The following is a 22,967-nucleotide window of genomic DNA, read 5'->3' as shown; positions in this document are numbered from 1 at the left end:
CGTCGAGAGCGCGATGAGCGAATCCCTCCACCGCGGCGCGGACAAGGATGAGGAGTTCCAGGAGACCTGGCGCGGACTGCGGTTGCGGCTGCTCGCGCGCGGGTTGATGCCCCAGCCTGCCGACAGCGTCTCGCTGCGGGATCCCGCCAGCGGCAGGATGTGGTGGGGAACGGCGGCGGACGCGTCCATGCAGGCCGTGTCCATCCGGTCCGGTGCGTCGGAGTTCTCGATGCTCGCGGCGACCGCAGCGTCTGCGGCGACCCCGGCGACTTCGGCGGCATCGCCCTTGGCAACGATCGCCGCGATCGCGTTGCATCGCACGGTCTACGAAGCGCGGAAAGACGTCTGCGCCGTACTCATCGGCGGCGGGGCGTTCTGCCGGCAGATGGGCGCTTTCGGCGGATGGATGCCGTCGGTCTTCGATGAACAGATCCGACAGCTCGGCCACATGGCGCGGCCCACCGAGGATCTGTCGCAGCTGCCTGCCGCGCTGGCCGACGGCGGCAACGTCGCGCTGCATGCGGGTCAGGTCTTGCTGCTGGGCATGACGCCGTCGCGGCTGGCGCTCAACGCGGAGCTCTTCGAGAAATGCGCGAAGGCCTGGGTGCCGGCAACGGCCGCCGGCGCGAAGCTGCGCACGCTGCCGTGGATCGTCCGCCACGTCGCCAACGGCAGGCTCATGAAGGAAGAGGCGCGAGCGCGGGAGCAGGTGCGACGAGGGCTGAGGCCCGAGGAGACGCGCGGGTACTGAACGGCGTGAGGACTGCACCGGCCCCGCGCGCTGCGCGCGCCCCTCACCCCTGCCCTCTCCCGCAAGCGGGAGAGGGAGCAAGAGGGTGCCCTACTGCGGCCAGGCCGCACCGACCCAATCGCTCCACGTCTTCAGCCGCGCCGGCTCGATGCCCGTTCCCAGCTCCTTCGTCTTGATCAGCCCATAGCGCACGATCTGATCGGTCCGCGCGCCGAAGGGCAACTGCACCGATCCCTTGCCGTCGCTCGGCAGCGGGTTGATGGCCCGGTCCAGGCAGAAGCGGAAGCCGGTCGTCTCTTCCGGCTCGCCGGCGATCAAAGCGTTCGGATCGCACCGCCGCCACGCCGACACCGGCTGCGTCGCGTAGAGCTGGTTGAACATCTGGATGCTGCCGTTGAGCGCCATCTTGTACAGCCCCGGCTGCAGCGTGTCGTACAGCCGGTAGCGCGACTGCGGCGAGGTCGAGTTGTAGGCCTCCCCCCCATCCACATACAGCGTGGGCGTGACATGGAACAGCGCCTTCGCCCGTCCGTTGTTGCCCTGGTCCCGCTCCGGGATGTTGGGCGCGGCCGGATCCGGCTTGCTGATCGGATACCCGTTGTTGACGTACTGCGCGAGCTTGATCCGCGCCTGCAGCGTGCGCACGAGGTTGGCCTTCAAGGCCTCGTGCTGCGCGCCGTTCTTCAGCCCGATCTCGTCGGTGAGCATGGCATCCCAGGTCACGATGTACGGCCAGTCCATCGGGAAGTTGCTCCACGCCTGCTGCGCGCCGGAGTTCAGCGTCATCTGCAGCTGGTACCACTGGTTGGTGTGATACAGCGACGCGACGATGTTGTTGGCCTCCCAGGCCATCACGCGATTGCGGTCGACGCCGTTGGGCAGGCGCTCGTTCACATGCATGAAGTGCGGCGCCAGCTCGAACACGCCGAAGGTGTTGAAGGGCCAGCCGCGCACCTCGCCGGCGCCGACCCAGGCACCGTTCTTCTGCTTGTCGGCTGCGCGGATGAACCACTTCTGGTTGCCCTCCAGCCCGAAGGTATGGGCGAGTTCCCACTGTTGCAGCGCGCCCCAGTTGGTCAGCGAGATCTTGGCCCGTTCCGTGAAGGCCGGGACCGTGAACGCCCCGGCATCGGCGCGGGCCATCGTCGTGGTGTTGGCCTTGGACTTCAGGTAGCGCCCGCCGACGATGGCGCCGGTGGCCTGGTTCGGATCGTCCGCATTGCCGAGGAATGAATTCGGCGAGAAGCCCATGCCCAGGAAGATGTTCTGGATCTCGTCGCGCTGCGCATCGGTGAGGTGGCTCCAGTCGCCGTACTTCCCGTTCGGATTCAGATGCGACTGCAGCCAGGTCCGCGCCCGCGTGTGGATGGCCAGCGTGTCCTGCTTGCCGTTCGCGAAGGTGCCGCCCTTCAGGAAGGAGCCGCCGGCCGCGGCGGCGTTCTCCTCCGGCCACACGTCCATCGGGTGGATCGTCGGCAGCCACGCGTTCCAGTCGGGGAACTGCAGCGGGATCTGGATCTCGCGCACGTTCATCGTCTTGGTCACGTCCATCACGCTGTCGATGTCCGCCTGCGTCAGCGCGAGCGGCTGGTCCAGCGGCTTGCCGAACAGCGCCTTGGTCGCCTGCGTCGCGTTGTCGAGCACCGCGTTGATGCCGGCACCTGCCGCCCATTCGACGGTGGGCTTCGCGTCCAGGCCCGGACCGGGCTGGTAAGGCGGATTCCACGGCGTCGCCTGGGCCACGTGCGGCAAGTCGCGCTGGCTGTAGCGGATGTAAGCGGCGATCTGCTTGCCTTGCGCGTCGCTCAGGCCGTGGAAGCGCGCGCGTTGGACGATCGAGTTGTTGGAGTAGTTGAAGTACTGCAGGTCGCGCCCGTCGACCGCATGGCAGGACGCGCACGCGGCCTTGAGGTTGCGGTTGACGATGCTGGACTTCTTCAACAGGCCCAGGCCGTGCCACAGCGCGTCGCCGGCGGTCACGTCGGCGGTGAGCGTCTTGCCGGCCGCCTTCTCGGCGCCGATGTCGGCGCGCTGCACGGTGTCGGTCGCGAGGCTGCGGCCCTGGGCGTCCTGCAGCTGCAGCTCGACGATGCGGTAGCCGTTGGATTCGCCGTCGGTGCCGTTGAAGCGGAACTGCACGCGGTTCACGCCGGCGACGAGTCGCGCCTTCGCCGTGGTGTCGAGCACCAGGCTCATGCGCGTGGTGTAGAGCCCGCCGCGCGTGAGGCCGCCCTGAACGCGCTCGGGATCGGCGAGCTTCATCGTGGCGTCCGTGATGTCGATCCACGGGACGCTGGCGGCCTGCGCGGCCGAGGCGCCGCCCAGCACGCGCACGCTGGCCTTGACCAGGGTCGTCGGCTGGGTGGTGGCCTCGAACTCGGGCGCTCCGAAGAAACCGCAGCGATGGCACACGAACCACAGCTGGCTCACCTTGGCGAGATCACCCGTCGCGATCGTCAGGCCGGCCTCGGCCACCACCGGCGCCGACGGCGAACCGTCGCCCAGCACCTCCAGCGGCAGTTGCAGGGTGTTGGCCGTCTGCGGAGGCGGCGCGGGTGGCGCCGGTGGCGCCGGTGCGGGCGCCGGGGCAGGTGCCGGGGCGGGAGAAGGTGCCGGGGAAGGTGCTGGTGACGGCGCAGGCGAAGGTGCGGGTGCCGGAGACGGCGCTGGAGAAGGCGCAGGCGCCGGTGATGGCGCGGGTGCGGGTGATGGCGCGGGTGCGGGTGACGGCGCTGGCGCCGGAGAAGGCGCTGGCGCCGCCGGCGGTTCTCCCGGCGCGGGCGCGGGTGCGGGAGCCGGCGCGGGCGAAGGGGAAGGCGCTGGCGCTGGCGAGGGCGCGGGCGCTGTCGGAGGCGGAGGCGCCTCCACGCCGACGTTGCCATTGCCGTTGCTGCCGGCGTCTTTGCCGCCGCCGCACGCGACGAGTGCGATCGACATGGGCGCGATCAACAGAGCAGTCTTCAAGCGCATGAAACGATCTCCCCGGCCAGCCTCTCGGGCTGTCTTTTTCATTGAGTCCAAGGGCGCCGAGCGGTATCGCTCAAGTGACGCCAACTGCGATGGGTGCGGATTGAACTCGATGAAGACGGGTCACGCCATGTCGCGGTACAGCTTGAATGATGTCTTACGAAAGTCACCACAGAGCGAGGCCGGACCACTCGAAACCCGCATGGCATCGGTCATCCCGCGTCATCACCCGTTCGAGGTACCTGCCGACGAAAGCGCCTTCCATCGGCCCTGTGCGCGCATTGCTCATTGCCAAACGCTTGCGGCGGGTTTCCCCGGTGACGGGTGTCATCTCGGCTCGCCAGACTGGCGGTCCCTTCCCACCGGGTGCCGCCAGTGACTGCCAACGACCGCCTTCCTGGCGACTCGTCACGACGAGCGCCGCCCTTGGTTCCTCAGGACTTCTTCGCGGCCGACGCGGCCGGCATCCCGCTGCGCGCGATCTTCGGCATCGCGGGCGGGGCCGACGACGGCGCATCGACGGACCGCGCGCTGCTCATCGCGCAGGCCTGCCTCAGCGGATGGCTCCGCCACGCGCATTTCGGCGACCTGGAGCTTGTCCCCTCCGAAGAAGAGTTCACCCGCGTCGAAACGCGTCGCCGGCTGGTCTTCTTCGAAGTCGCGACAGTGCTCGCGCGGGTGGAAGCGGCGCAGAGCCGAGCGTCCTGAGACCGCAGCCCTCTGCAGCCAGGTCAGGTCAAACCCTCGCCGATTACCGCTTTCGCGGTAGCTCTACCGCGTAGTCGTTTCTGCGCTCGCATCTCATTACCCACCGTCACATCCCTCCAGATTTCAGGTTCGTAAAGTCGCCTCGCCCTCATCAGCGGAGCTCCACGAACATGATCGGTCTGCACACCTCCCAGCGCCACGCACGCTCGCCACAAGCGGCCTTCGCCCGGCGCTTCCGATGGACGCTCACGCCCGTCCTGCTGGCCGCGCTGAGCGCTTGCGGCGGCGGCGAGGGCCTCGACCCGCGCGTCGTCGCTCAAGGCTCGACCGCCGAGTCCGATGCGCTCGAAGTTCCGGAGGCACAGATCGACGGCGACCGCGCCACCATCCAGGCCACCGCGCCCGCGAAGTTCCGCCACCCCGGCATCTTCATGAGCCAGGCCCGGCTCGACACCTTCAAGGCCGCCGCCAACTCGCCGTCCGGCAGCGGCATCAAGACGGGCTACGCCGTCGTGCTCGCCGACTCGCGCAGCAACTACACCTACTCGCATCAGGCGCTGACCACGGTGGAAGTCGTGGGCAGCGCCCGCGGTCCGCAGGAGTCGCGCTTCAAGAACGACGCGATGGCCGCCTACCTCAACACCCTGCGCTGGGTGAAGACCAACGACGTGCGCCACCGCGACAAGGCCGTCGCCATCCTCAACGATTGGGCCGCGACCTTCCGCGGCTTCACCGTCGCCTCCGGCACCAACGCCGCGCAGGTGCAGCTCGAAGCCGCGTGGATGCTGCCCGTCTGGATCAGCGCCGCCGAGATCCTGCGCCATCACAACGGCGGGCTCGCCGCCTGGCCGGCCGCCGACGTCTCCCGCTTCAACGGCTTCGTCGACCGCCTCTACACCGAGACCGCCAAGGCGCAGACGCGCGTCAACAACTGGGCCGTGTCGGCCGCGCTGGGCATGATGGCCGCCGGCGTCTACCAGGACAACCCGACCCGCTACGCCGCCGGCCTGACCCGTCTGATCGAGATGATCCCGGTGTCGATCTACGGCAACGGCGAGATCAACGAACTGAAGGCCCGCGACTGCTGGCACCCGCAGTACAACCTGATCGGCATCGCGCAGGCCGCCGAGATGGCCGCCAACCAGGGCGACAACTCGGTCTGGATGCACAAGCCCAACGCCAAGGACGCGCTGCCGCGCCTGGCCATGGGCCTGGAGTACATGGCCAAGTCGCTCGCCAACGGCTCGGGCGTGCGCGACTGCCGCAGCTATCACACCGAGTCCGGCTACACCGAACTCGCGCTCAACGGCTACGTCAGCCGCGGCGTCGCCATCCCCAACTTCCAGTCATATGTGCGCTCGCACGGACCGGACCAGGGCGGGTACGAGTTCCTCGGCTGGACCACCGCCACCCACGGCACCGACACCAGCGGCGCCACGCCGCCTCCGCCGGCGCCTTCCCCGGCCCCCTCGCCCGCGCCGGCGCCCTCTCCCGCCCCTTCGCCAGCGCCGTCCCCGGCGCCTGCGCCTTCACCGGCACCCGCTCCGTCCCCTGCGCCGGCACCGAGCTGCGCCGCCTGGAGCGAAGGCAAGACCTTCAACGTCGGCACCGTGGTGAGCTACCAGGGCAAGACGTACAAGGCACTCGTCACCCACACCGCCTGGGCCGGCGCGGGCTGGACGCCGGCCACGACGCCCACGCTGTGGACGCCGACCTCGGCCAGCTGCGGCACGTCGAAGTAGGCGCTCCGAGACGTCGAAGCAGGCGCCGCGGGACGTCGGAGACGACGTTCCGCCGCGTCGTTTCCTCCGCACAAACCTCCCCCCTCAGGGTGACCAAGGTCGCCCCGGCGCTGAGGGATACTCCTCCGCGACGGTCGACTTGGACCGTGCCTTTTCGTGGAGCAGCGCCATGGGCCTGATGGACTTCATCAAGAAACAGTTCATTGACATCATCCAGTGGACCGAGGACGACAACGGCGTCCTGGCGTTCCGCTACCCGATGCAGGACTTTGAAATCCAGTACGGCGGCTCCCTCACCGTGCGCGAATCGCAGATGGCCGTCTTCGTCAACGAAGGCAAGGTCGCCGACGTGTTCGGCCCGGGCATGTACAAGCTGACCACGCAGACGCTGCCGGTCCTCACCTACCTCAAGAACTGGGACAAGCTCTTCGAGTCCCCCTTCAAGAGCGACGTCTACTTCTTCTCCACCCGCCAGCAGACCGACCAGCGCTGGGGCACCACCCAGCCCGTCACCATCCGCGACAAGGACTTCGGCGCCGTGCGCCTGCGCGCGTTCGGCAACTACTCCTACCGCGTCGTCGACCCCAAGAAGTTCCACACCGAGATCTCCGGCACCCGCGAGCGCTACACCGTCACCGAGCTGGACGGCCAGCTCCGCGGTCTGATGCTGCAGCACATCTCGGACGCGGTCGCGCAGTCCGGCATCCCCTTCCTGGACCTGGCCGCGAACCAGGTCGAGTTCGCCAAGGCGCTGCATGAAGCCACCGCGCCGTCCTTCGACGCGCTCGGCCTCAAGCTCGAGATGGTCACCCTGCAGAACGTCTCCCTGCCGGAGGAACTGCAGAAGATCCTCGACCAGAAGATCGGCATGGGCATGATCGGCCAGAACATGGGCCAGTTCCTGCAGTACCAGACCGCGCAAGCCATCCCCAAGCTGGCCGAAGGCGTCGGCGCGGGCGGCGGCGGCGGCATCGCCGGCGACGCGATGGGCCTGGGTGCGGGTCTGGCGCTCGGCCAGACCATGGCGCAGCAGCTGCAGCAGGGCCTGTCCGGCGCCAACCAGGCGGCCGCACAAGCCGCCGCACAAACCGCCGCACAAGGTGCCGCACCGATCCAGCCGCAACCCGTCAGCGCCAGCGCCGACGAGGTCCTCCTGCTGCTGGAAAAGCTCGGCGACCTGAAGGCCAAGGGCATCCTCACCGACGAGGAGTTCGCGGCCAAGAAGGCCGAGCTGCTGAAGAAGCTGAGCTGACGCGGCCGACGCCGCGCGGTTCGTCTCGCTTCGGGTCCTGATTGGTCACCGCTTCCCCCCAGCGCCGCTGGCAGGCGCACTGCCCCAATTGCGGGGCACCGGTCGAGTTCGCCTCGGCCGCGTCCGCCAGCGCCGTCTGCAGCTATTGCCGCTCCACGCTGCTGCGTGAGGGCGACGCGCTGCGCAAGATCGGCACCAGCGCGGAGCTGTTCGAAGACTACTCGCCGCTGCAGCTGGGCGCCGCCGGGCGCTATGCGGGGTCGCCGTTCGTCGTCGCCGGCCGGCTGCAGATGGCCTATGCCGACGGCAGCTGGAACGAGTGGCACCTCCTCTTCGACGCCAGCGCCGACCGGCCGCCCCGCAGCGGCTGGCTGGCCGAGGACAACGGCAGCTTCGTCATCAGCTTCGAGGCGCCGCTCCAGGAGCGCGCGCCCGACCCCGCCACGCTGCGCCCCGGCGGGCTGCAGATGCTCGCGGGCTCGGCCTGGCAGGTCGCCTCCATCGTCGACGCCACCCTGGCGGCCGCCGAAGGCGAACTGCCGCATCCGCCCCAGCTCGCCAAGAGCTATCCCGTCGTCGACCTGCGCAACACGGCGGACGAGGTCGCGACGCTCGAATACGCCGATCCCGCCCAGCCGACCTGGTCGATCGGGCGCCAGGTCAAGCTCGCCGACCTGTCGCTGACCGGCCTGCGCGAGGCCAGCGGCGCCACGCTGCAGTCGAAGGCGCTGCCCTGCCCGAACTGCGGCGCCGCGCTCGAACCCAAGCTCGGCACGACGCAGTCCATCGTCTGCGGCCAGTGCAAGTCCGTCGTCGACGTCTCCCAGGGCGCCGGCGCCGACCTGGCGGCCTATCGTCAGAACACCGGCGGCGAGCCGCAGATCCCGCTGGGCACCACCGGCCTGCTCGCGGTCGAGGGCGGCACGCCCAAGCCCTGGCAGGTCGTCGGTTACCTGGAGCGCTGCGATCTCCCCGAGTCCAGCGAGGACGAACAGACCTTCTGGCGCGAGTACCTGCTGTTCAGCCGCATGGAAGGTTTCGCCTTCCTGGTCGACACCGAGGACGGCTGGAGCGTCGTGCGCCCGATCACCGGCGCGCCCTCGAACGCGGGCTCGAAGTCGGTCCGCTACAAGGACAAGGATTTCAAGCACAAGTGGACCTACACCGCGAAGGTCACCTATGTGCTGGGCGAGTTCTACTGGCGCGTGAAGCGCGAGGAACGCGCCCTGGTGCGCGACTACGAATGGCGCAACGGCGCGCGGCTGGAGCTGCTCAGCAGCGAGCAGGCCGGCAACGAGGTGACCTGGAGCCACGGCAGAACGGTGGACGCCGCCGAGGTGCGCCGCTTCGCCGCGCTGCCGCAGGACCGGATGCCGGCGCTCAAGCGCGACGTCAGTTCGGGCATGGACCAGGGCAAGCTGCTGCGCAACATCATCATCGGCATCTTCGTGATCGCGGTGCTGTTCGCGATGCTGCGGGCCTGCAGCTCGGACGACTGCGACCGCTACAAGGACACCTACGGCGCCAGCAGCGCCGAGTACCAGCAGTGCAAGCGCAGCAGCCGGGGCAGCGGCACGGGCTACGTCGGCTCCAGCGGCGGCTCGTACGGCGGCTACAGCAGCGGCGGCGGCGGCCACAAGTAGTCACCGGTAGTCACCAGTCTCACGCAGAGTCACTCAGATTCACCCGCAGGCAGCACGACGGGGACGGCATTCACGGAGACACTCCGGCAGCTCGGATCGCCACCCGCCGTTCGCCCCGTCAAGTCAACATCACGACCGATCAGGAGAACGACATGGAAGGTTTCGAATGGCTCAAGCCCGCGATCGTGCTGGGCTCCATCCTGTACGCCCTCATCGGCGTGCTGGTGTTCTGGATCAGCTTCATCGTCATCGACAAGCTGACCCCGTACAAGCTGTGGGAGGAGATCGTCGAGCACAAGAACATGGCCCTGGCCGTCGTGGTCGCGGCGATGTGCATCTCCATCGGCCAGATCGTCGCCGCGGCGATCCACGGTTGAACTGAACAGCTGCTTCATGCCCCCTCTCGCCCGATCCGTCGTTTCCCGTGCGCTGCAAGGCGTCGTGCCGGGCGTCGTGCCCGCCACGCTCGCTGCACTGGTGGCGCTGACCCTCGTCAGCGGCCCCGCGTCGGCGCAGTCCTCGCCCCGGCCCGTGCCGCCGTCGACGTCGACCGGCATCGCGCCCAAGGGGGATTTCACGAAGGATCTGCAGCGTCCGCGCCCCGAGGCGGAGCTGGGACGGGCGCCGGGCGCCGAAGGCTCCGACGAGGCCTTCCGCGCCAAGGCCGAGGCCGACGCCATCCGCAAGGCCAACGCCGGGGGCCGGCACGAGCTGATCAAGCGCACCGGCTCGCGCCTGGTGCTGCCGACGGTCGCCGGACGACCCGAGATCTTCGACAGCGTCTGGCCCAACGCCAGCGGCCGCGGCGAGGCGGCCTACGAGGACTACCGCTTCGACGGGCTGTCCCCGGATCGCGAGTTCTTCGTCGTGCGCGCGACCTTCTACGAGAGCAGCGACGTCATCTGGGTCTCGCGCCAGGACGGCGAGCGCACGTCGCTCCACGCCACGCCCAAGCCCTCGCCCGACGGCACGATGCTGGCCGTCGTCAGCGCGTCCGAACTGCTGGATTTCAACGGCATCGTGATCTGGGAACGGTCGCCCGGGCGGCTGGTCGAGCGCTTCCGCCACGTGCCGCCGGCCGACCAGCTCGCCCTCTACCGCTTCATGCGGTGGAAGGACAACCGCACCATCGAACTCGAGCGCACCGCCGGCGGCGATCCGCTCACCTGCCCCAATGCGATGGAGGAAACGCTGGTCGTGCTCAAGCGCGAAGGTGACACCTGGGCGCTCAAGGACGTCACGGCGCCGCGCTGCAAGCGCTGAGGGAACGGCCACAGGAACGCCGCAGCAGCGCTGCGAGGGCGCTGCGGGGGCAGGTCTTGTCACCAGGCGTAACGTCTGTGGGCCAGCGCACGGAGCCGCTTTTAGACTGCGAGGCCTTGGGGCTTCCCGAGCCCGCCGTTCCGCCCGCTCCCGCCGTTCCGTCCGCCGTCCCGTCCGATGTTGTCCGCCCCGCCCGCCCCGGCCGCCCCCGCCACCCTTGAGGCTGCCGCTCCCGTCCTCCGCTCCGGATCTGCCTTCCGCGCTGCGGTCGCGCTCGCGCTGATGCTCACGGGACTCGCCGCCGAGGCCACTTCCAACGCCTGGCCCGCGCCGCCCCGCCCGGTCGCTTCCGTCGCTTCCGTCGCCCCAGTCGGATTGGCCCCGCGCGGCATGCTGTTCCCGCCCTCGTCCGCGGTGGCCAGCGGCCCCGCAGCCGAGGAAGGCTCCGATGAGCAGTTCCGCGCCCAGGCGGAAGCCGAGGTGCTGCGCCGCCCGGGCGTCTCCGCGCGCCGAGACGATCTGCGCCTGTTCCTGCCCGTCGCCAAGGGTCGGCCGGTGGTCCTCGACAGCCAGCGACCCGATCCGTCCGACCCGTCATTGCCTTCGGTCGACTTCCGCCTCGACGGTCTGTCGCCCGATGGCCAGTTCTACGTCGTGCGCGCGACGCTGTCCGCCGGCAGCGAGCTGCTGTGGATCTCGCGCGCCGACGGCACCCGCTACGAGATGCACGGCAACGTCAATCCGTCGCCGGACGGCCGCTTCCTGGTGGTGACGCATGCGTCGCCGGGCGCCGAGTTCAACGGCGTCGTCCTCTGGAGCCGGGAGGACGGCCGCCTTGTCGAGCGCTACCGCTTCCAGCCCACGCCCGAGCAGACCGCGATCAGCTTCCGCTTCATGCGCTGGCGCGACGCGGACACCGTCGAGCTGGCGCAGTTCGCCGAGGTCGACCCGAGCACCTGCGACCTGGGCACGCTCAGCTCGACCGCGCTGCTCTCGCGCAAGGCCGAGCGCTGGATCCTGCGCAGCGCCAGTGGTCAACGCTGCGACCGTTGAAGCAACGCCGGCCTCCCTATCACGTTCTTCCGTCGCTTCCGGACCTCCGATCAGCCGGGATATGCATCCGTTGTGACGCCCGGTAATCGAACTTGTAACAGCGTCGGGCGCGGACCTAGGATTTCGCATCCTTCCCTCCAGGTCCGACCATGAACCGACAAGAACAAGCTTTCCAAGCCGCTGCCGCCTCCGCGGACACCCCCGCCGTGCTCACGGCGCGTCCCTCGCGGGCCAAGCGCGCGATCGCGTCCACGCTGATCGCCTCCTGCACGCTGATGGCGCTGCCGATGCACGCCGGCGCCCAGGTCGTGCCGACGGACGCGCTGGTGCCGTCGACCTCCGCCGCCACGACGGCCGGCACCGCCGCCGACAGCCGCGTCCGCGTCAACGCCTTCTTCGCCCGCGACGACGTGCGTCAGGCGATGGTCAAGGAAGGCGTCGACGCCGCCGCCGCGCAAGCGCGCGTGGACGCCATGTCCGACGACGAGATCCGCGCACTCGACGGCCGCATCGCCCAGGCGCCCGCCGGCGGCGAGGTGCTCGGCCTGATCTTCACCGTCTTCGTGATCCTGCTGATCACCGACATCCTGGGCTTCACCAAGGTCTTCCCGTTCACGCGGTCGATCCGCTGAGGTCTTGATGTCGATCACCCGGCTCGCTCAGCCCGATCGGGCTCGTCAGCCCCTCCGGCGCTCCGGTCCGCTGATCGCGCTGGCCGCGCCCGCGTTGGCGCTCGCGCTGCTGCTCGGCGGTTGCGCGAGCACGCCGCCGCAGCTGCAGGCGCTGGAACGGCAATGGCCCGCCGACCTGCCGGCGCGTGTGGACCTGTCCGCGAAGACGCCCTTCATCGCGCAGGACGACTACGAGTGCGGTCCCGCCGCGCTGGCGATGCTGCTGCGCACGGCGGGCAAGTCGACGACGGTGGAACAGTTGAAGCCGCAGGTCTTCCTGCCCGGCCGCAAGGGCTCGCTGCAGACCGAGATGCTGGTGGCCACGCGTCGCCAGGGCCTGCCGGCCTACGTGCTGCCGCCGCGGCTGGACGCGCTGCTGGCCGAGGTGGCCGCCGGGCATCCGGTGATCGTGTTCCAGAACCTGTCGCTGGACATCGTGCCGGTGTGGCACTACGCCGTTGCCGTCGGCTACGACAAGCAGCGCCGCACCATCCTGCTGCACAGCGGCAAGACCGCGCGCCAGGAAGTCGAACTCCCGGTCTTCGAGCGCACCTGGGCGCGCGGCGACTACTGGGCGATGACGACGCTGCCGCCGGACCTGATGCCGGCGTCGCTGGACGGCGCGGGCGCCGGCGCGGCGCTGGCCGCGCTCGAACGCCTGGACGCGCCCGCCGCGCGCAAGGGCTACACCGCCGCGCTGGTCCGCTGGCCCGGCGAGCCCGTGCTGCTGCTGGGCGCCGGCAACACCGCCTACGCCGCCAAGGATCGGCGTTCCGCGGCGAAGCACTATGCGCGGCTGACGGACGTGCGGCCCGACCTGCCCGAGGGCTGGAACAACCTGGCGCAGGTGCTGATGGAGCAGGGCCAGCGCTACAAGGCCTCGCTCGCGATCGAGCGCGCGGTGGCGCTCGGCGGTCCGCGCCTGGAGCAGTACAAGGCGCTGCAGAAGAAGATCACCGCGGGGATGTGAGGCCTCGGGAGAGGCCTCCTCCGCAGCGGATCAAGCGCGGATCAAGGGCAGATCAAGGACGGAAGTCGATGGTCCGCTGCGCGGCCTCCAGGGCGGCGTCGGCGGCGTAGCTCCAGGTGTCGAAGCTGCGTTCGAGCTCGTGCCAGTAGCCGTTGAGCTCCGGCTTGCCGCCGGGCGCGGGATGCGCGGCGATGACCAGGTAGCGCGCCCGGAACGGCGGCGCCTCGCCGACGACTTCGCGGACGAACCAGCGACCGTTGTGGCTCTCGACGCCGCCGACGGCGTCGGTGTGGTCTGGCTTGGCTGACATGAGGACTCCTTTTGCGTTGTGATCGGAACCGCGACCTGCAAGCAAGCAGGCTGCGCCTTCACGCCATGGCAAGTTTCCCTCCAACCGTCGCCGGGCGCCACGCAGGCCGACGGTGTTTTACCCCCGCATTACAAGGGCGCCCGTGACCCGGCCCCAACCCGGTCTCAACCGGCCCAGGTGGGCGATCCGCGAAGCAACTTCCACGCCGGAAGTGTCGGGATTCATTACACCTGCTGACCCATTCTCCAGGGACAGTCGGCGCCAGGCCTTGCGGCACCGGGCTTGGCACGTCGTGGCTTGGATGTTGCTTTCCGTTTCCGCTTTCCGCCTCCCGATTTCCGGCCTCCCGCCACCGACGACAAGAACGACCGACCGCAGAGAGAGAAACCCGATGAAACGCTCGCCCCTCCTCCCCGTCCTCCGATCCGTCCTGGCCGCGACCGCGCTGTGCGCGACCGCCCTCGCCGCGCAAGCATCGGTGCTGATCCTCGGCGCGCCCGTGCAAGCAGGCGGTCTGGCCGACGTGCAGTCGAAGATCGCCGCCACGGGTCGGCTGAGCGGCGTGGTCGACGTCTTCAACGTCGCCACTGGCACACCCACGCTCGCGATGCTGACCGCCTACGACGCCGTCCTGGTCTACCACGAAAGCTCGGCCGCGCCCTTCGCCAACTCCACTCAGCTGGGCAACGTGCTGGCGGACTACGTGGACGTGGGCGGCGGCGTCGTCGAAGCCGGCCAATCGAACGCGACCGTCGGATTTAAGGGCTTGCAAGGCCGCTTCGTCTCCGCCAACTACGACGTCTTCAACACCAGCAACAACCAGAGATCCTGCGGCGGCCTCGGTACGGTGGTGCGGCCCGACAGCCCGCTGATGCGCGACATCACCAGCTTCAGCGGCGGACTGTGCTACGGCACCGGCCTCACAGCCAAGGCCGGCGCCGAGATCGTCGCCGACTGGAGCAACGGCTTTGCACTGGCGGGTTACCGCATGGACCACAACGGCGTGGTCGTGGGGCTGAACATGTTCCCCACCTCCAGCGACGTCGCGCCCGGCGGATGGAATCCGTCCACCGATGGCGCGCTGCTGATGGCCAACTCGCTGGCCTTCGCCGCCGGCGAGCTGCCGGAGCCGGGCTCGCTCGCGCTGCTGGGCGTTGCCGCACTGGCTGCCGGCGTCGCTGGCCGCCGTCGCACGCGCGCGGTCAAGGCGTCGGCCTCGGCCTGACGGAGCCGGCCCCTGAGGGATACTGCGGCCCATGTCCACGCCGCCGACTTTCAGCTTCCCCGTTCCGCCCGCCGACCTGGTGATCACCGAGGACGAGCGCGCGGCGCTCTACTTCCTGCCGCAATCGCCCGGCGGCATGCCGGTCAGCGAGGAAATGCAGCAGCGCCTGCAGGACAAGGGCCTGGCGACGGCCATCCGCGAGGACGGCCGCCGCTGGCTGACCGAGCTCGGCGACCGGGCGCGGCTGGGCAAGATCTGACCCCCGCGACGTCCGGTCGACCGGACGCCCGTTCCAGGGGTCAAGCAGCCGCTCGACCTGCTGCTCGATCGCCCTCAGCGCCGCTCGTACTGGGTCTTGCCGAACAGCACCTCGCGCGCCTTGTCGTCGACCAGCGGCCGGCGCTTCTCGGCCAGCACCTCGACGGCGCGCGCCACCGCGGGCCGCTTCGCGATCTCGTCGAACCAGCCCTTGAGGTGCGGATGGTCCGCCATCTCCACGCCCTGGTTCTTCGCGCCGCGCAGCCACGGGAAGATCGCCATGTCGGCGATGCCGTACGCGTCCCCCGCGATGTACTTCGTGTGGGCCAGCCGCCGGTCGATCACGCCGTACAGGCGCTTGGCCTCGTTGGTGTAGCGGTCGATGGCGTACTCGATCTTCTCCGGGGCGTACATCCGGAAGTGGTGGGTCTGGCCCAGCATCGGCCCGACGCCGCCCATCTGGAACATCAGCCACTGCAGCGCCTCGTAGCGCCCGCGGGTGTCGGGCGGCAGGAACTGCCCGGTCTTGCCGGCCAGGTACAGCAGGATCGCGCCGGACTCGAACAGCGAGATCGCCTTCCCGTCCGGCCCGTCGGGATCGACGATCGCGGGGATCTTGTTGTTGGGGCTGATGGCCAGGAATTTCGCGTCGAACTGGTCGCCGGCGCCGATGTCCACGGGAATCACCCGGTAAGGCAGCCGGCACTCTTCCAGCATGATGTGAACCTTGTGGCCATTGGGCGTGGGCCATGAATACACTTCGATCATCAAGCGTTCTCCGTTCGGGCGCGAGGCCCTGTTCGTCGACACCGTCGACACGTCGGATGACTCGTCAATCGATCTGTCAAGCGACTCGTCAATGCACGGACCCCGGGCCCCTCGCGCATCGTCCCGCCTCATGGTAATCAAACAAATCAAACTGTGGTTCGCCGCCCGTGCCAATGCGGCCCGGTGGCGTCCCTTGAGCGACTGGGCCACGGAGCGCGGCGGCCAGCTGCGCCAGGCCCGCGACGGGCGCGGCTTCGTCATCGACCTGCCTCGCACGCTGCCCGGCCTGACCCGCATCGAGTGGGGCCCCTCGCAGCGCAGCTACATCGACGGCTACGAGCTGCGCATGCGCTGCGAGCTCAAGGTCAATCCCGACATGCAGATGATGCTCATCGAGCGCAAGCTGATGGAGCGTCTGGAAAGCAGCGTCTTCGAGGCCTACACCGACACGCTGCGCACGCGCGTGGACACGGACACGCCCGAGGAGATGCGCTGGCTGGTGATGTTCCCCAAGCACTCGCAGCTGGACTCCAAGCTCGTGCGGCAGCGCTTCGGTGCGGTGGGCATCAACCGGGAACTGGTGATGGCCTGGCTGGACAAGGACCTGACCGAGCGGCTGGCGCAGGCGACGCAGGACGTGCTGGTGGAGGGAAGACCCTTCGTGCTGCTGAGTCTGCGCGGCAATGTCTACCTGAGAACGTCGATGCCGGCACCGTCGCTGCCGGAGTTCCAGGCGCTGACCCGCGTGCTGGAAGCCGCGGCGGCCAGCGCGCAGGCGGTGCACCAGCGCCTGGGCGACGGCGGACCGTGGCCGACGACCACGTCGGTGGCCTGGCACAGCCGGCCGTCCGAAGGGGATTACGGCTCGCCGGCTTGAGCGGCGCCGAATCTACGCAAAGAGGTCGGCCGCGCCGGCCACGGCCTCGGTGCAATCGATCAGGCGGCCCTGCCCCGTGATGAAGGCGCAACGTACCGGCTCGCCCGGCTGCAGCGCCATCACCGCTTCGCGGTAGCGCCAGAGTTGCTGGATGTACTCCGGATTGCGCTGCGGCGCCGGGTGGAGCTTGTAGTCGAGTACCCACCAGGTGCGCACGCCTGTGCCGTCCAGGCGGCTGACGAGCCGGTCCAGGCGCATGTCGTGCCCGTTCCAGCTGAGCGGCACCTCGTTGCCCTGCCAGTCGAGCGCGGCGGCGTCGAAGAACGGCGCACATTCCGCGCCGCCCAGGATCGCATGCACGCTGCGTTCGAGACGCTCGGTGCGTCGCGCGTCGAGCCCGTACATCTGCGCCGCGGCTGCCATCAGCCGCTCCAACGCGTGCGCGCCCCTTTGCGGTCCGCTGTGCCATTCCAGCACGCGATGCAGCGCCTCGCCGAGCGCCGCGCTGTCGTCGACTTCGTCCGGGCTCTGGCCGACGTCCGCGCCGGCGTCCACTTCCTCGGCAGGCAGCGGCTCGACGCGCGGCAGGACCTTGAGGCGCGCGACGTCGTCCTTCGGAACGCCGACATCGACGTCGACCTCCGGCACCGCCATCGCCTCGGCCTGCGGCTGCACCCGCGTCCACCACGTGCCCGATGAACTCTGGCGCTTCGCCGGCGTGCGGCTCAGCAGCAGCCGATGCCGCGCCCGCGTCATCGCGACGTACAGCGCGTTGAGTTCCTCGCGTTGGCGCTGGTCCTTCTCGTCGTCGAGCAAGGCCTGAAGCGACGGCGGCGGCTTCGCCTCGGACACCAGGAAGGCCACCGTCTGCGGCACGGCTTCCAGCACCGGCCACGAGATCGCCAGCGCCATGCTCTCCGACCGCGCCGGACCCGCCTCCGCATCCATCAGGATGACGACCTTCGCCTCCAGACCCTTGGCGCCGTGCACCGTCAGCAGTTGCACGGCATCGGGCTCGGCCGGCGCGGCCAGCTTCAGCGCGCGGCTCTTCAGCGCGCGGACGAAGCCGTACAAGCCGGCATAGCGACCGCCGTCCAGCTCCAGCGCCAGCGCCAGCAGCGCCTCCACGGCATGCAAACGCGCGCGACGCTCACTCGCCGGCACGGCCGCAGCCAGACGCGCCATCAGGTCGCCCTCATGCACGATCGCGTCGAGCAGGTCGTGCGGGCTGCGCAGCACCGCCGTCGACGCCCAGCGCGACAGCAGCAGTTGCGCGCGGCGCAGCGACTCGCTCAACGCTTCAGGATCGGCCTGCAGCAGCACTTCCCACCAGGAACGGGTCGCTGGCCCCTCCAGCGGCGGTTCAGTCGGAAGATCGCCCACCTGCAACGTCTCTGCGAGCCCTGCACGGGGCATGGGGGATCCCTCCTGGACCCCCAAGCCCCATTCCGGTCCTGCCGCACTCGCTGCCTGCGTTGGTGCTCTGCCTGCGGAAGGCCGCCCTTGACCGAGCCACTTCACCAGGTTCGACTCGGCGGCGAGCCACAGCAGATCCGCTTCGCTTGCGCCGAACAGCGGGCTGCGCAACGCATGCGCCAGCGACAGCTGATGCCCGCTGGACGCCAAGGCGTCCAGCAGCGCGAGCAGGTCCCGGACGTCCGGCGCGTCGAGCAGCGCCATGTCCTCCGGCGCCGCGTGCGCGATGCCCCGGCCTTTGAGAATCTGCGCCAGCACGCGCAAGCCTTCGCGCTTGCGCGCCAGCACGAAGATCTCGCCCGGCTGCACCTCGCCCTTCGCCAGCAGATCGCCGATGCAGGCGGCGATCCGCTCGGCCTCGGCCTCGCGGCGATGCAGCTCGGGCTCGCGGCGCGGCTCGGTCAGGCTCGGACGCCACTCGCCCTCCTCCCGGCCCGTTTCGGAGGTCTCGTCCTCGGCGGCTTCGTCGCCGGCAATGAAGAAGACGCCGTCCAGCGGATCGCCGCCGCCGGACTCCGTCGTGTGCGGACGGAAGCCGCTGTATTGCTGCGCCAGGCTCGCGGATTCGAAGACGGCGTTCACCGCCGCCAGCACCGGCACCGAGTTGCGCCGCGTGTGGTCGCAGGCCAGCAGCACGCCGTCCAGCCCTTCCCGCACGAAATCCCGCGCCGCGGCGAAGACGCGCGGCTCGGCGCGACGGAAACGGTAGATGCTCTGCTTCGGGTCGCCGACGATGAACACCGACGGCGGCCGCTGACCGCTGACGCCGCCGCCCGCGCCGACGTAGCCCGACAGCCACGCGTGCAGCGCGTGCCATTGCAGCGGGCTGGTGTCCTGGAACTCGTCGATCAGCAGGTGCCGGACCTGGCTGTCCAGGCGTTCCTGCACCCAGCCCGACAGGTCGACGTCACCCAGCAGCGCCAGCGCGCCGCGTTCGAGGTCGTTCATGTCGACGATGCCACGCTCGCGCTTGAGGCGATCGAACGCATCCAGCAGCGTCAGCGCCAGCGCGCACATCTGCTGGTGCCAGCGTCGCGCGCGATCCTGGTCGATGGCGAGCATCAACCGCTGCAGGCGGTCCGACGCCGCCGACAGCGCGGGCGAATCACCGAGGTTCTTGCGGAGCGACCCTTCCGCGGTGAACAAGGCCTGGCGCACGCCGGCGAGCGCGGGCTCGTCCTCCAATTGCAGCGCCTGCTCGATCGCGGTCGCGCATTTCTTCGGCGTGACCTTGGTCGATTGGCCGAGTTCGATGGCGAGCGCCTGCAGCTCGGCGCGCATCGGCGCGAAAGCCTCGATGGGATCGGAGAACGCGGCGAGCTCGGGCACGACTTCGGCGGCCGTCGGCATGCCGTCCATCAGCCGGTGGTTCGTGTGGGCGAGGCGCAGTTCCACGCGCTTGTCGAAGGCCGAGGTCAGCCAGTCCAGCAGCTTGTTGCGGCCGTGGATCAGGCTCAGCTCGCGGTAGATCGCGAGCAGCGATTCGTCCTCGAGCACGGCGGCGTGGAAACGCTGCCAGAGCTCGGGCATCAGGTCGCTTTCGTCCTCGAGCAGCTGGAGCTCCGGCGAGAGGCCCTGCGCGCGCAGCAGTTCCAGCGGCGCGGCGCGCAGCAGCTGCGAGAACCAGGCGTGGAAGGTGCGGATCTCCACCGGGCGCGCGTCCTGCAGCAGCCGCTGCTGCAGCGTCGCCAGGCGCGGCGCGAGTTCCTCGGCCTGCGCCGGCGACATCCCGCGCTGGCGCAGCGCGAGCACGCGGCCGGCGTCGTCGCAGTGGGCGAACTCGTGCAGCCATTCGTTCAGGCGCGCGCGCATCTCGCCGGCGGCCTTGCGGGTGAAGGTGATCGCGACGATGTCCTGCGGCCGCGCGCCGTCCAGCAGCGCGCGCAGGATGCGCGAGACCAGCATCCAGGTCTTGCCCGCACCGGCACAGGCCTCGACGACGACGCTGCGCGCGGGGTCGCAGGCCAGTTCGTAGAAGCGCTCGCGTGCGACCGGCGCACCGTCGAGCGTGTAGGCGGCGGCGCCGAGGGGGCCAGCAGCGGCTGCGGCTGCGGCGGCGGATGCGGCGCCGGGCGTCATGTCGTTCGTCGGCGCGGTCACGGCGCGGCCCCTTCCCAATCGTCGCGACGGCACAGGCCGCGCATCTCGCAGTAGGCGCAGGCCACGCCTTCGCCCAGCGCCGGCAGCGGATCGCCGGCGTGGATGGCCATCAGGTCCTGGCGAAGGCCGTCCAGCATCACGCCGGTGGTCGCCTCCACGTGTTCGTGCTCGATCTCGGCAATGCCCTTGGCGTCGTCCAGGGCCAGGTACTGCGCACGCAGCGGGCCGGCGGACTGCCCAGGCCGCTGGCCCTCACCCCTGCCCTCTCCCGCAAGCGGGAGATGGGGTAAGGCAGGCGAGCCCATCAGCACCGCGTAGACCGCAAGTTGCGTGTCTTCCAGCGGATTCGCGACCTTGTCCTTCAAGCCTTTGAGGCTGCCGGTCTTGTAGTCGATGAGCAGCTGCCCATCGGCGGCATCGTCGATCCGGTCGATGCGTCCGAGCAGCGCCAGTTCCGCGAGCGCCGGCTCGATCTCCGCCCAGGGATGCACGCGGCGATCGACCTCGCCGCGTTCGAAACGCTGGCCTTCGGCCTCGCGCTCCTTGAGCCAGCCGAGGTACGCCGGCACGAAGCGCGCGAAGCTCGCCGAGTACGGCAGGAACTCCGCTGGCGCCAGTCCGAGCTCGCGCATCTGATCCTGCGCGGCGCGTTGCAGGCGGGCGGCGTCGTCGAGTTGCGGATCTCGCGCCTCCACGCGTTCGGTGTGGAACTGATGCAGCACCGCATGCAGCCAGGTGCCGTAATCACGCTTGTCGGCCTGGACATCGAGCTCGCCGGCCTCGCGCAGCCCCAGCAGCACGCGGGCGAAGAACTGGTACGGGCACTGGCGCAGGGATTCCACCGCGCTCGCGCTCAGCGCCGACGGCAGCCGGCCCTGCGCCTGCGCGGCAGCGCGGTCGACGTGCGTCGTCGGTACGGTCGTCTCGATGCGCGGATCGTGCCAATGCGGCAGCGTCTGCCCCACCGCCTGCAGCGCGAGATCGAGCCGGTCCAGCAGCGGACTCGCCGCCAGCGGCTCGCTGCCGAGGTGTCCGCGCCGCAGCAGCGTCACCGCCGGCGCGCGCAGCAGCTGCGCGAACTGCCAGGCCAGCGCCTGACGCTTGCCTTCGACGGTCGGCAGTCCGAGCTCGCGCGCGAACGTGTCGCCGATCAGCACCGGCCCCGGCGGCACCGGACCCAGCGTCGCCGCGTCCGCGCCCGGCAGCACGATCGCGCCGAACGGGCGCAGCATCGTGCGCGCCAGCGGCGTGATCATGATCTGCAGGCCGCCTTCCAGCGGCGGCTTGTATTCGCCAGCCTCCAGCGTCTGCGACACCCAGTCGACGAATTCGGACGCCGTCAGTTGCGCACCGCGCAGCACCGCTTCGTGACCCGAGCCAGGCCACGGCGTCTTGCTCAGCCAGAGCGTTTCCAGCACCTGCGGTCCGCCGGCCGGCTGGCGATGGAGCTGCTCATCGGCGCCGAGGTCCTTGAGCGTCTGCCTCAGCGCCTCGATCCAGGCTTCGAGCGCCTGCGCGCCGCGCGGCTGCAGCGGGATCAGCGCCTCGCGCGCAGCCTCCCAGAGCCGCTCGCTGCCAGGCGGCAGACGATCGGCGCGTACCGCCTGCGGCGCGGACCAGCCGCGCTTGCGGCAGTGCGCTTCCAGCGCGCTCAGCGAGGCGCTACCGCCCTTCTCCCGCAGCGAGACCGCCAAGGGCGTCTTCAGCCACGCGAGCCAGTCGTCGACGGTGGCGTCGCGACGCGCGGCGCGCAGCATCGCCATCAGTTGCGCGGCCGGTGCGGTCGTCGCGAGCGTCCAGCCGGTCTCGTCCTGGATGCCCAGACCCTGGCGCTCCAGCAGCGCGCGCACGCGGCGCAGCAGCACGCGGTCCTGCGCGATCAGCGCCACCGGCGCGCGGCCCGCCTGCAGGTGATCCAGCACCGAGGCGGCGCTGCATTGCGCCAGATCCTCGAAGTCATCGCAGACCGCCTGCTCAAGGAGGCCGACCGGCGCGCCGCCGTCGAACGCGGCGTCCAGCGGCAGGTCGGCGTTCAGGCGCAGGCAGGGGATGCCCGCGGCTTCGGCGCTCGCGAGCAGCGCCTCGGCGAGCGGATCCGGTCCGCCGCACTGCAGGTGCAGCCAGGCGCTCGGCCGCAGCGCGAAGAGCGCATCGGTGGCCGGCGCGCGCGGGTCGGAGGCCGCCCATTCGAGCGCCACCGCCAGCAAGGCGCGTTCCAGATGGCCCACGCCGCTCTGCGCGGCCAGCGCCTGCCGGCCGTGTTCCCAGAATTCGTGGCGACGTGCCGGATCGCGCAGCACGGCGGCGCGCGCCAGCGCGTGCGCGGCTTCGACCAGGCGCTGCACGGCGGCGTCATAGGCGCGGGGATCTTCCTTGCGCAGCGCCTCCGCCCAGCTCTGGCCGCGCATCAGCGCGCGCGCGGCCAGCGCGTCGATCGCGGCGTCGCCGGTGAGCTGCTCGCCCTGCGGCAGCGCGCTGGGGCCCAGCGCGGAGGCGAGGCTGTGCGTGGTCTCGATGCGCGGCTGCCAGCGCGACAGCTTCATCCAGGCGCGTCGCGCGGGGGCCAGGTGTTGCGCGAACGGGAGCAGGAGGACCGCGTCGCGCGCCGGCAGGCCATTGGCCTCCAGCCATTCGGCGGCCCGACGGGTGACGCCTTCCCAGATGGCGGCGCTGGTGTGGGCCGGAGACAACGGAAAGTCGACCGGTGTCGACGTCGGAGCGTCGACGGGCGGGAACGTCATCGAGGGCGGCGGCGTGATCGACAAGGCGGTGGGGCTGGCGGCAACAAGGGAGGGGTTATGGCGACGAGTTATCGCGACGATAGCGAAATCCAAGCGCCCTGCCCCTTGAGAGGTAGCCTGCGCGTCGTCAAGTCTGGGGAGCGCCTACTCGGGCCGAGGTTTCCGGGCTTGTGTGAGAATCGTCGCACCCTG

At 70.1% G+C, this 22,967-nt stretch carries 19 protein-coding genes; 14 read left to right on the top strand and 5 right to left on the bottom strand.

Features of this window, described 5'->3' with window-relative positions; genetic code table 11:
- Positions 1-13 precede the first annotated feature (13 nt).
- The gene (locus ACQZ13_RS12815) at positions 14-751 is read left to right on the top strand and encodes a hypothetical protein (protein WP_431052446.1); all 738 of its coding nucleotides are present in this window, start codon (positions 14-16) and stop codon (positions 749-751) included.
- A gap of 90 nt (positions 752-841) precedes the next feature.
- Here ACQZ13_RS12815 and ACQZ13_RS12810 read toward each other — a convergent pair whose 3' ends face one another.
- Entirely contained in the window at positions 842-3,259 is a 2,418-nt protein-coding gene (locus ACQZ13_RS12810) for a hypothetical protein (protein WP_431052444.1), read from the bottom strand.
- 47 nt (positions 3,260-3,306) lie between these two features.
- Between ACQZ13_RS12810 and ACQZ13_RS12805 the strand changes: the two genes are divergently transcribed.
- The 10 genes from ACQZ13_RS12805 (at position 3,307) to ACQZ13_RS12760 (ending at position 13,020) form a co-directional block, all read left to right on the top strand.
- Entirely contained in the window at positions 3,307-3,723 is a 417-nt protein-coding gene (locus ACQZ13_RS12805; RefSeq protein ID WP_431052442.1) for a hypothetical protein, read from the top strand.
- A 421-nt stretch (positions 3,724-4,144) separates the two neighbouring features.
- Positions 4,145-4,426 (top strand): hypothetical protein, encoded by a 282-nt coding sequence (locus ACQZ13_RS12800; RefSeq protein WP_431052440.1) that lies wholly within the window; start codon positions 4,145-4,147, stop codon positions 4,424-4,426.
- 170 nt (positions 4,427-4,596) lie between these two features.
- Entirely contained in the window at positions 4,597-6,168 is a 1,572-nt protein-coding gene (locus ACQZ13_RS12795) for a carbohydrate-binding protein (RefSeq protein WP_431052438.1), read from the top strand.
- Between the two features lie 169 nt (positions 6,169-6,337).
- On the top strand, positions 6,338-7,420 hold the full coding sequence (locus ACQZ13_RS12790; protein WP_431052436.1) for an SPFH domain-containing protein: 1,083 nt from the start codon (positions 6,338-6,340) through the stop codon (positions 7,418-7,420).
- 41 nt (positions 7,421-7,461) lie between these two features.
- On the top strand, positions 7,462-9,063 hold the full coding sequence (locus ACQZ13_RS12785; protein WP_431052434.1) for a DUF4178 domain-containing protein: 1,602 nt from the start codon (positions 7,462-7,464) through the stop codon (positions 9,061-9,063).
- A 152-nt stretch (positions 9,064-9,215) separates the two neighbouring features.
- On the top strand, positions 9,216-9,440 hold the full coding sequence (locus ACQZ13_RS12780; protein ID WP_067270396.1) for a DUF350 domain-containing protein: 225 nt from the start codon (positions 9,216-9,218) through the stop codon (positions 9,438-9,440).
- A gap of 16 nt (positions 9,441-9,456) precedes the next feature.
- Entirely contained in the window at positions 9,457-10,326 is an 870-nt protein-coding gene (locus ACQZ13_RS12775; protein WP_431052432.1) for a hypothetical protein, read from the top strand.
- A 390-nt stretch (positions 10,327-10,716) separates the two neighbouring features.
- Positions 10,717-11,379, top strand: a complete 663-nt coding sequence (locus ACQZ13_RS12770) for a hypothetical protein (RefSeq protein ID WP_431052430.1) — start codon at positions 10,717-10,719, stop codon at positions 11,377-11,379.
- Between the two features lie 149 nt (positions 11,380-11,528).
- Complete coding sequence (locus tag ACQZ13_RS12765; protein WP_431052428.1) at positions 11,529-12,011, top strand: PA2779 family protein; 483 nt, start codon at positions 11,529-11,531, stop codon at positions 12,009-12,011.
- 7 nt (positions 12,012-12,018) lie between these two features.
- Positions 12,019-13,020, top strand: a complete 1,002-nt coding sequence (locus ACQZ13_RS12760) for a PA2778 family cysteine peptidase (RefSeq protein WP_431052426.1) — start codon at positions 12,019-12,021, stop codon at positions 13,018-13,020.
- A 52-nt stretch (positions 13,021-13,072) separates the two neighbouring features.
- On the opposite strand, the gene ACQZ13_RS12755 is transcribed toward ACQZ13_RS12760, so the two are convergent.
- Positions 13,073-13,330, bottom strand: a complete 258-nt coding sequence (locus ACQZ13_RS12755) for a hypothetical protein (protein ID WP_088406659.1) — start codon at positions 13,328-13,330, stop codon at positions 13,073-13,075.
- 391 nt (positions 13,331-13,721) lie between these two features.
- Here ACQZ13_RS12755 and ACQZ13_RS12750 point away from each other — a divergent pair, with 391 nt between their 5' ends.
- On the top strand, positions 13,722-14,555 hold the full coding sequence (locus ACQZ13_RS12750; RefSeq protein ID WP_431052424.1) for a PEP-CTERM sorting domain-containing protein: 834 nt from the start codon (positions 13,722-13,724) through the stop codon (positions 14,553-14,555).
- A 31-nt stretch (positions 14,556-14,586) separates the two neighbouring features.
- Entirely contained in the window at positions 14,587-14,814 is a 228-nt protein-coding gene (locus tag ACQZ13_RS12745) for a hypothetical protein (RefSeq protein ID WP_067270377.1), read from the top strand.
- A gap of 74 nt (positions 14,815-14,888) precedes the next feature.
- Here ACQZ13_RS12745 and ACQZ13_RS12740 read toward each other — a convergent pair whose 3' ends face one another.
- On the bottom strand, positions 14,889-15,581 hold the full coding sequence (locus tag ACQZ13_RS12740; RefSeq protein WP_431052422.1) for a glutathione binding-like protein: 693 nt from the start codon (positions 15,579-15,581) through the stop codon (positions 14,889-14,891).
- A gap of 193 nt (positions 15,582-15,774) precedes the next feature.
- Between ACQZ13_RS12740 and ACQZ13_RS12735 the strand changes: the two genes are divergently transcribed.
- The gene (locus ACQZ13_RS12735; protein ID WP_431052420.1) at positions 15,775-16,458 is read left to right on the top strand and encodes a hypothetical protein; all 684 of its coding nucleotides are present in this window, start codon (positions 15,775-15,777) and stop codon (positions 16,456-16,458) included.
- Positions 16,459-16,470: 12 nt separating this feature from the next.
- On the opposite strand, the gene ACQZ13_RS12730 is transcribed toward ACQZ13_RS12735, so the two are convergent.
- Together ACQZ13_RS12730 and ACQZ13_RS12725 are read right to left on the bottom strand one after the other, a co-directional pair.
- A complete protein-coding gene (locus ACQZ13_RS12730) occupies positions 16,471-20,034 on the bottom strand; it encodes a UvrD-helicase domain-containing protein (protein WP_431052418.1) in 3,564 nt (1,187 codons plus the stop codon).
- Complete coding sequence (locus tag ACQZ13_RS12725) at positions 20,031-22,775, bottom strand: PD-(D/E)XK nuclease family protein (RefSeq protein WP_431052416.1); 2,745 nt, start codon at positions 22,773-22,775, stop codon at positions 20,031-20,033. Before ACQZ13_RS12725 ends, ACQZ13_RS12730 begins: the two co-directional genes overlap by 4 nt.
- Between the last annotated feature and the right edge of the window lie 192 nt (positions 22,776-22,967).

It is taken from the genome of Roseateles sp. L2-2 (genome assembly GCF_050613215.1).
Taxonomy (GTDB): Bacteria; Pseudomonadota; Gammaproteobacteria; order Burkholderiales; family Burkholderiaceae_C; genus Roseateles; species Roseateles noduli.
The sequence above is the reverse complement of the archived record's forward strand: the minus strand, read 5'-3'. Positions and strand labels throughout refer to the sequence as shown.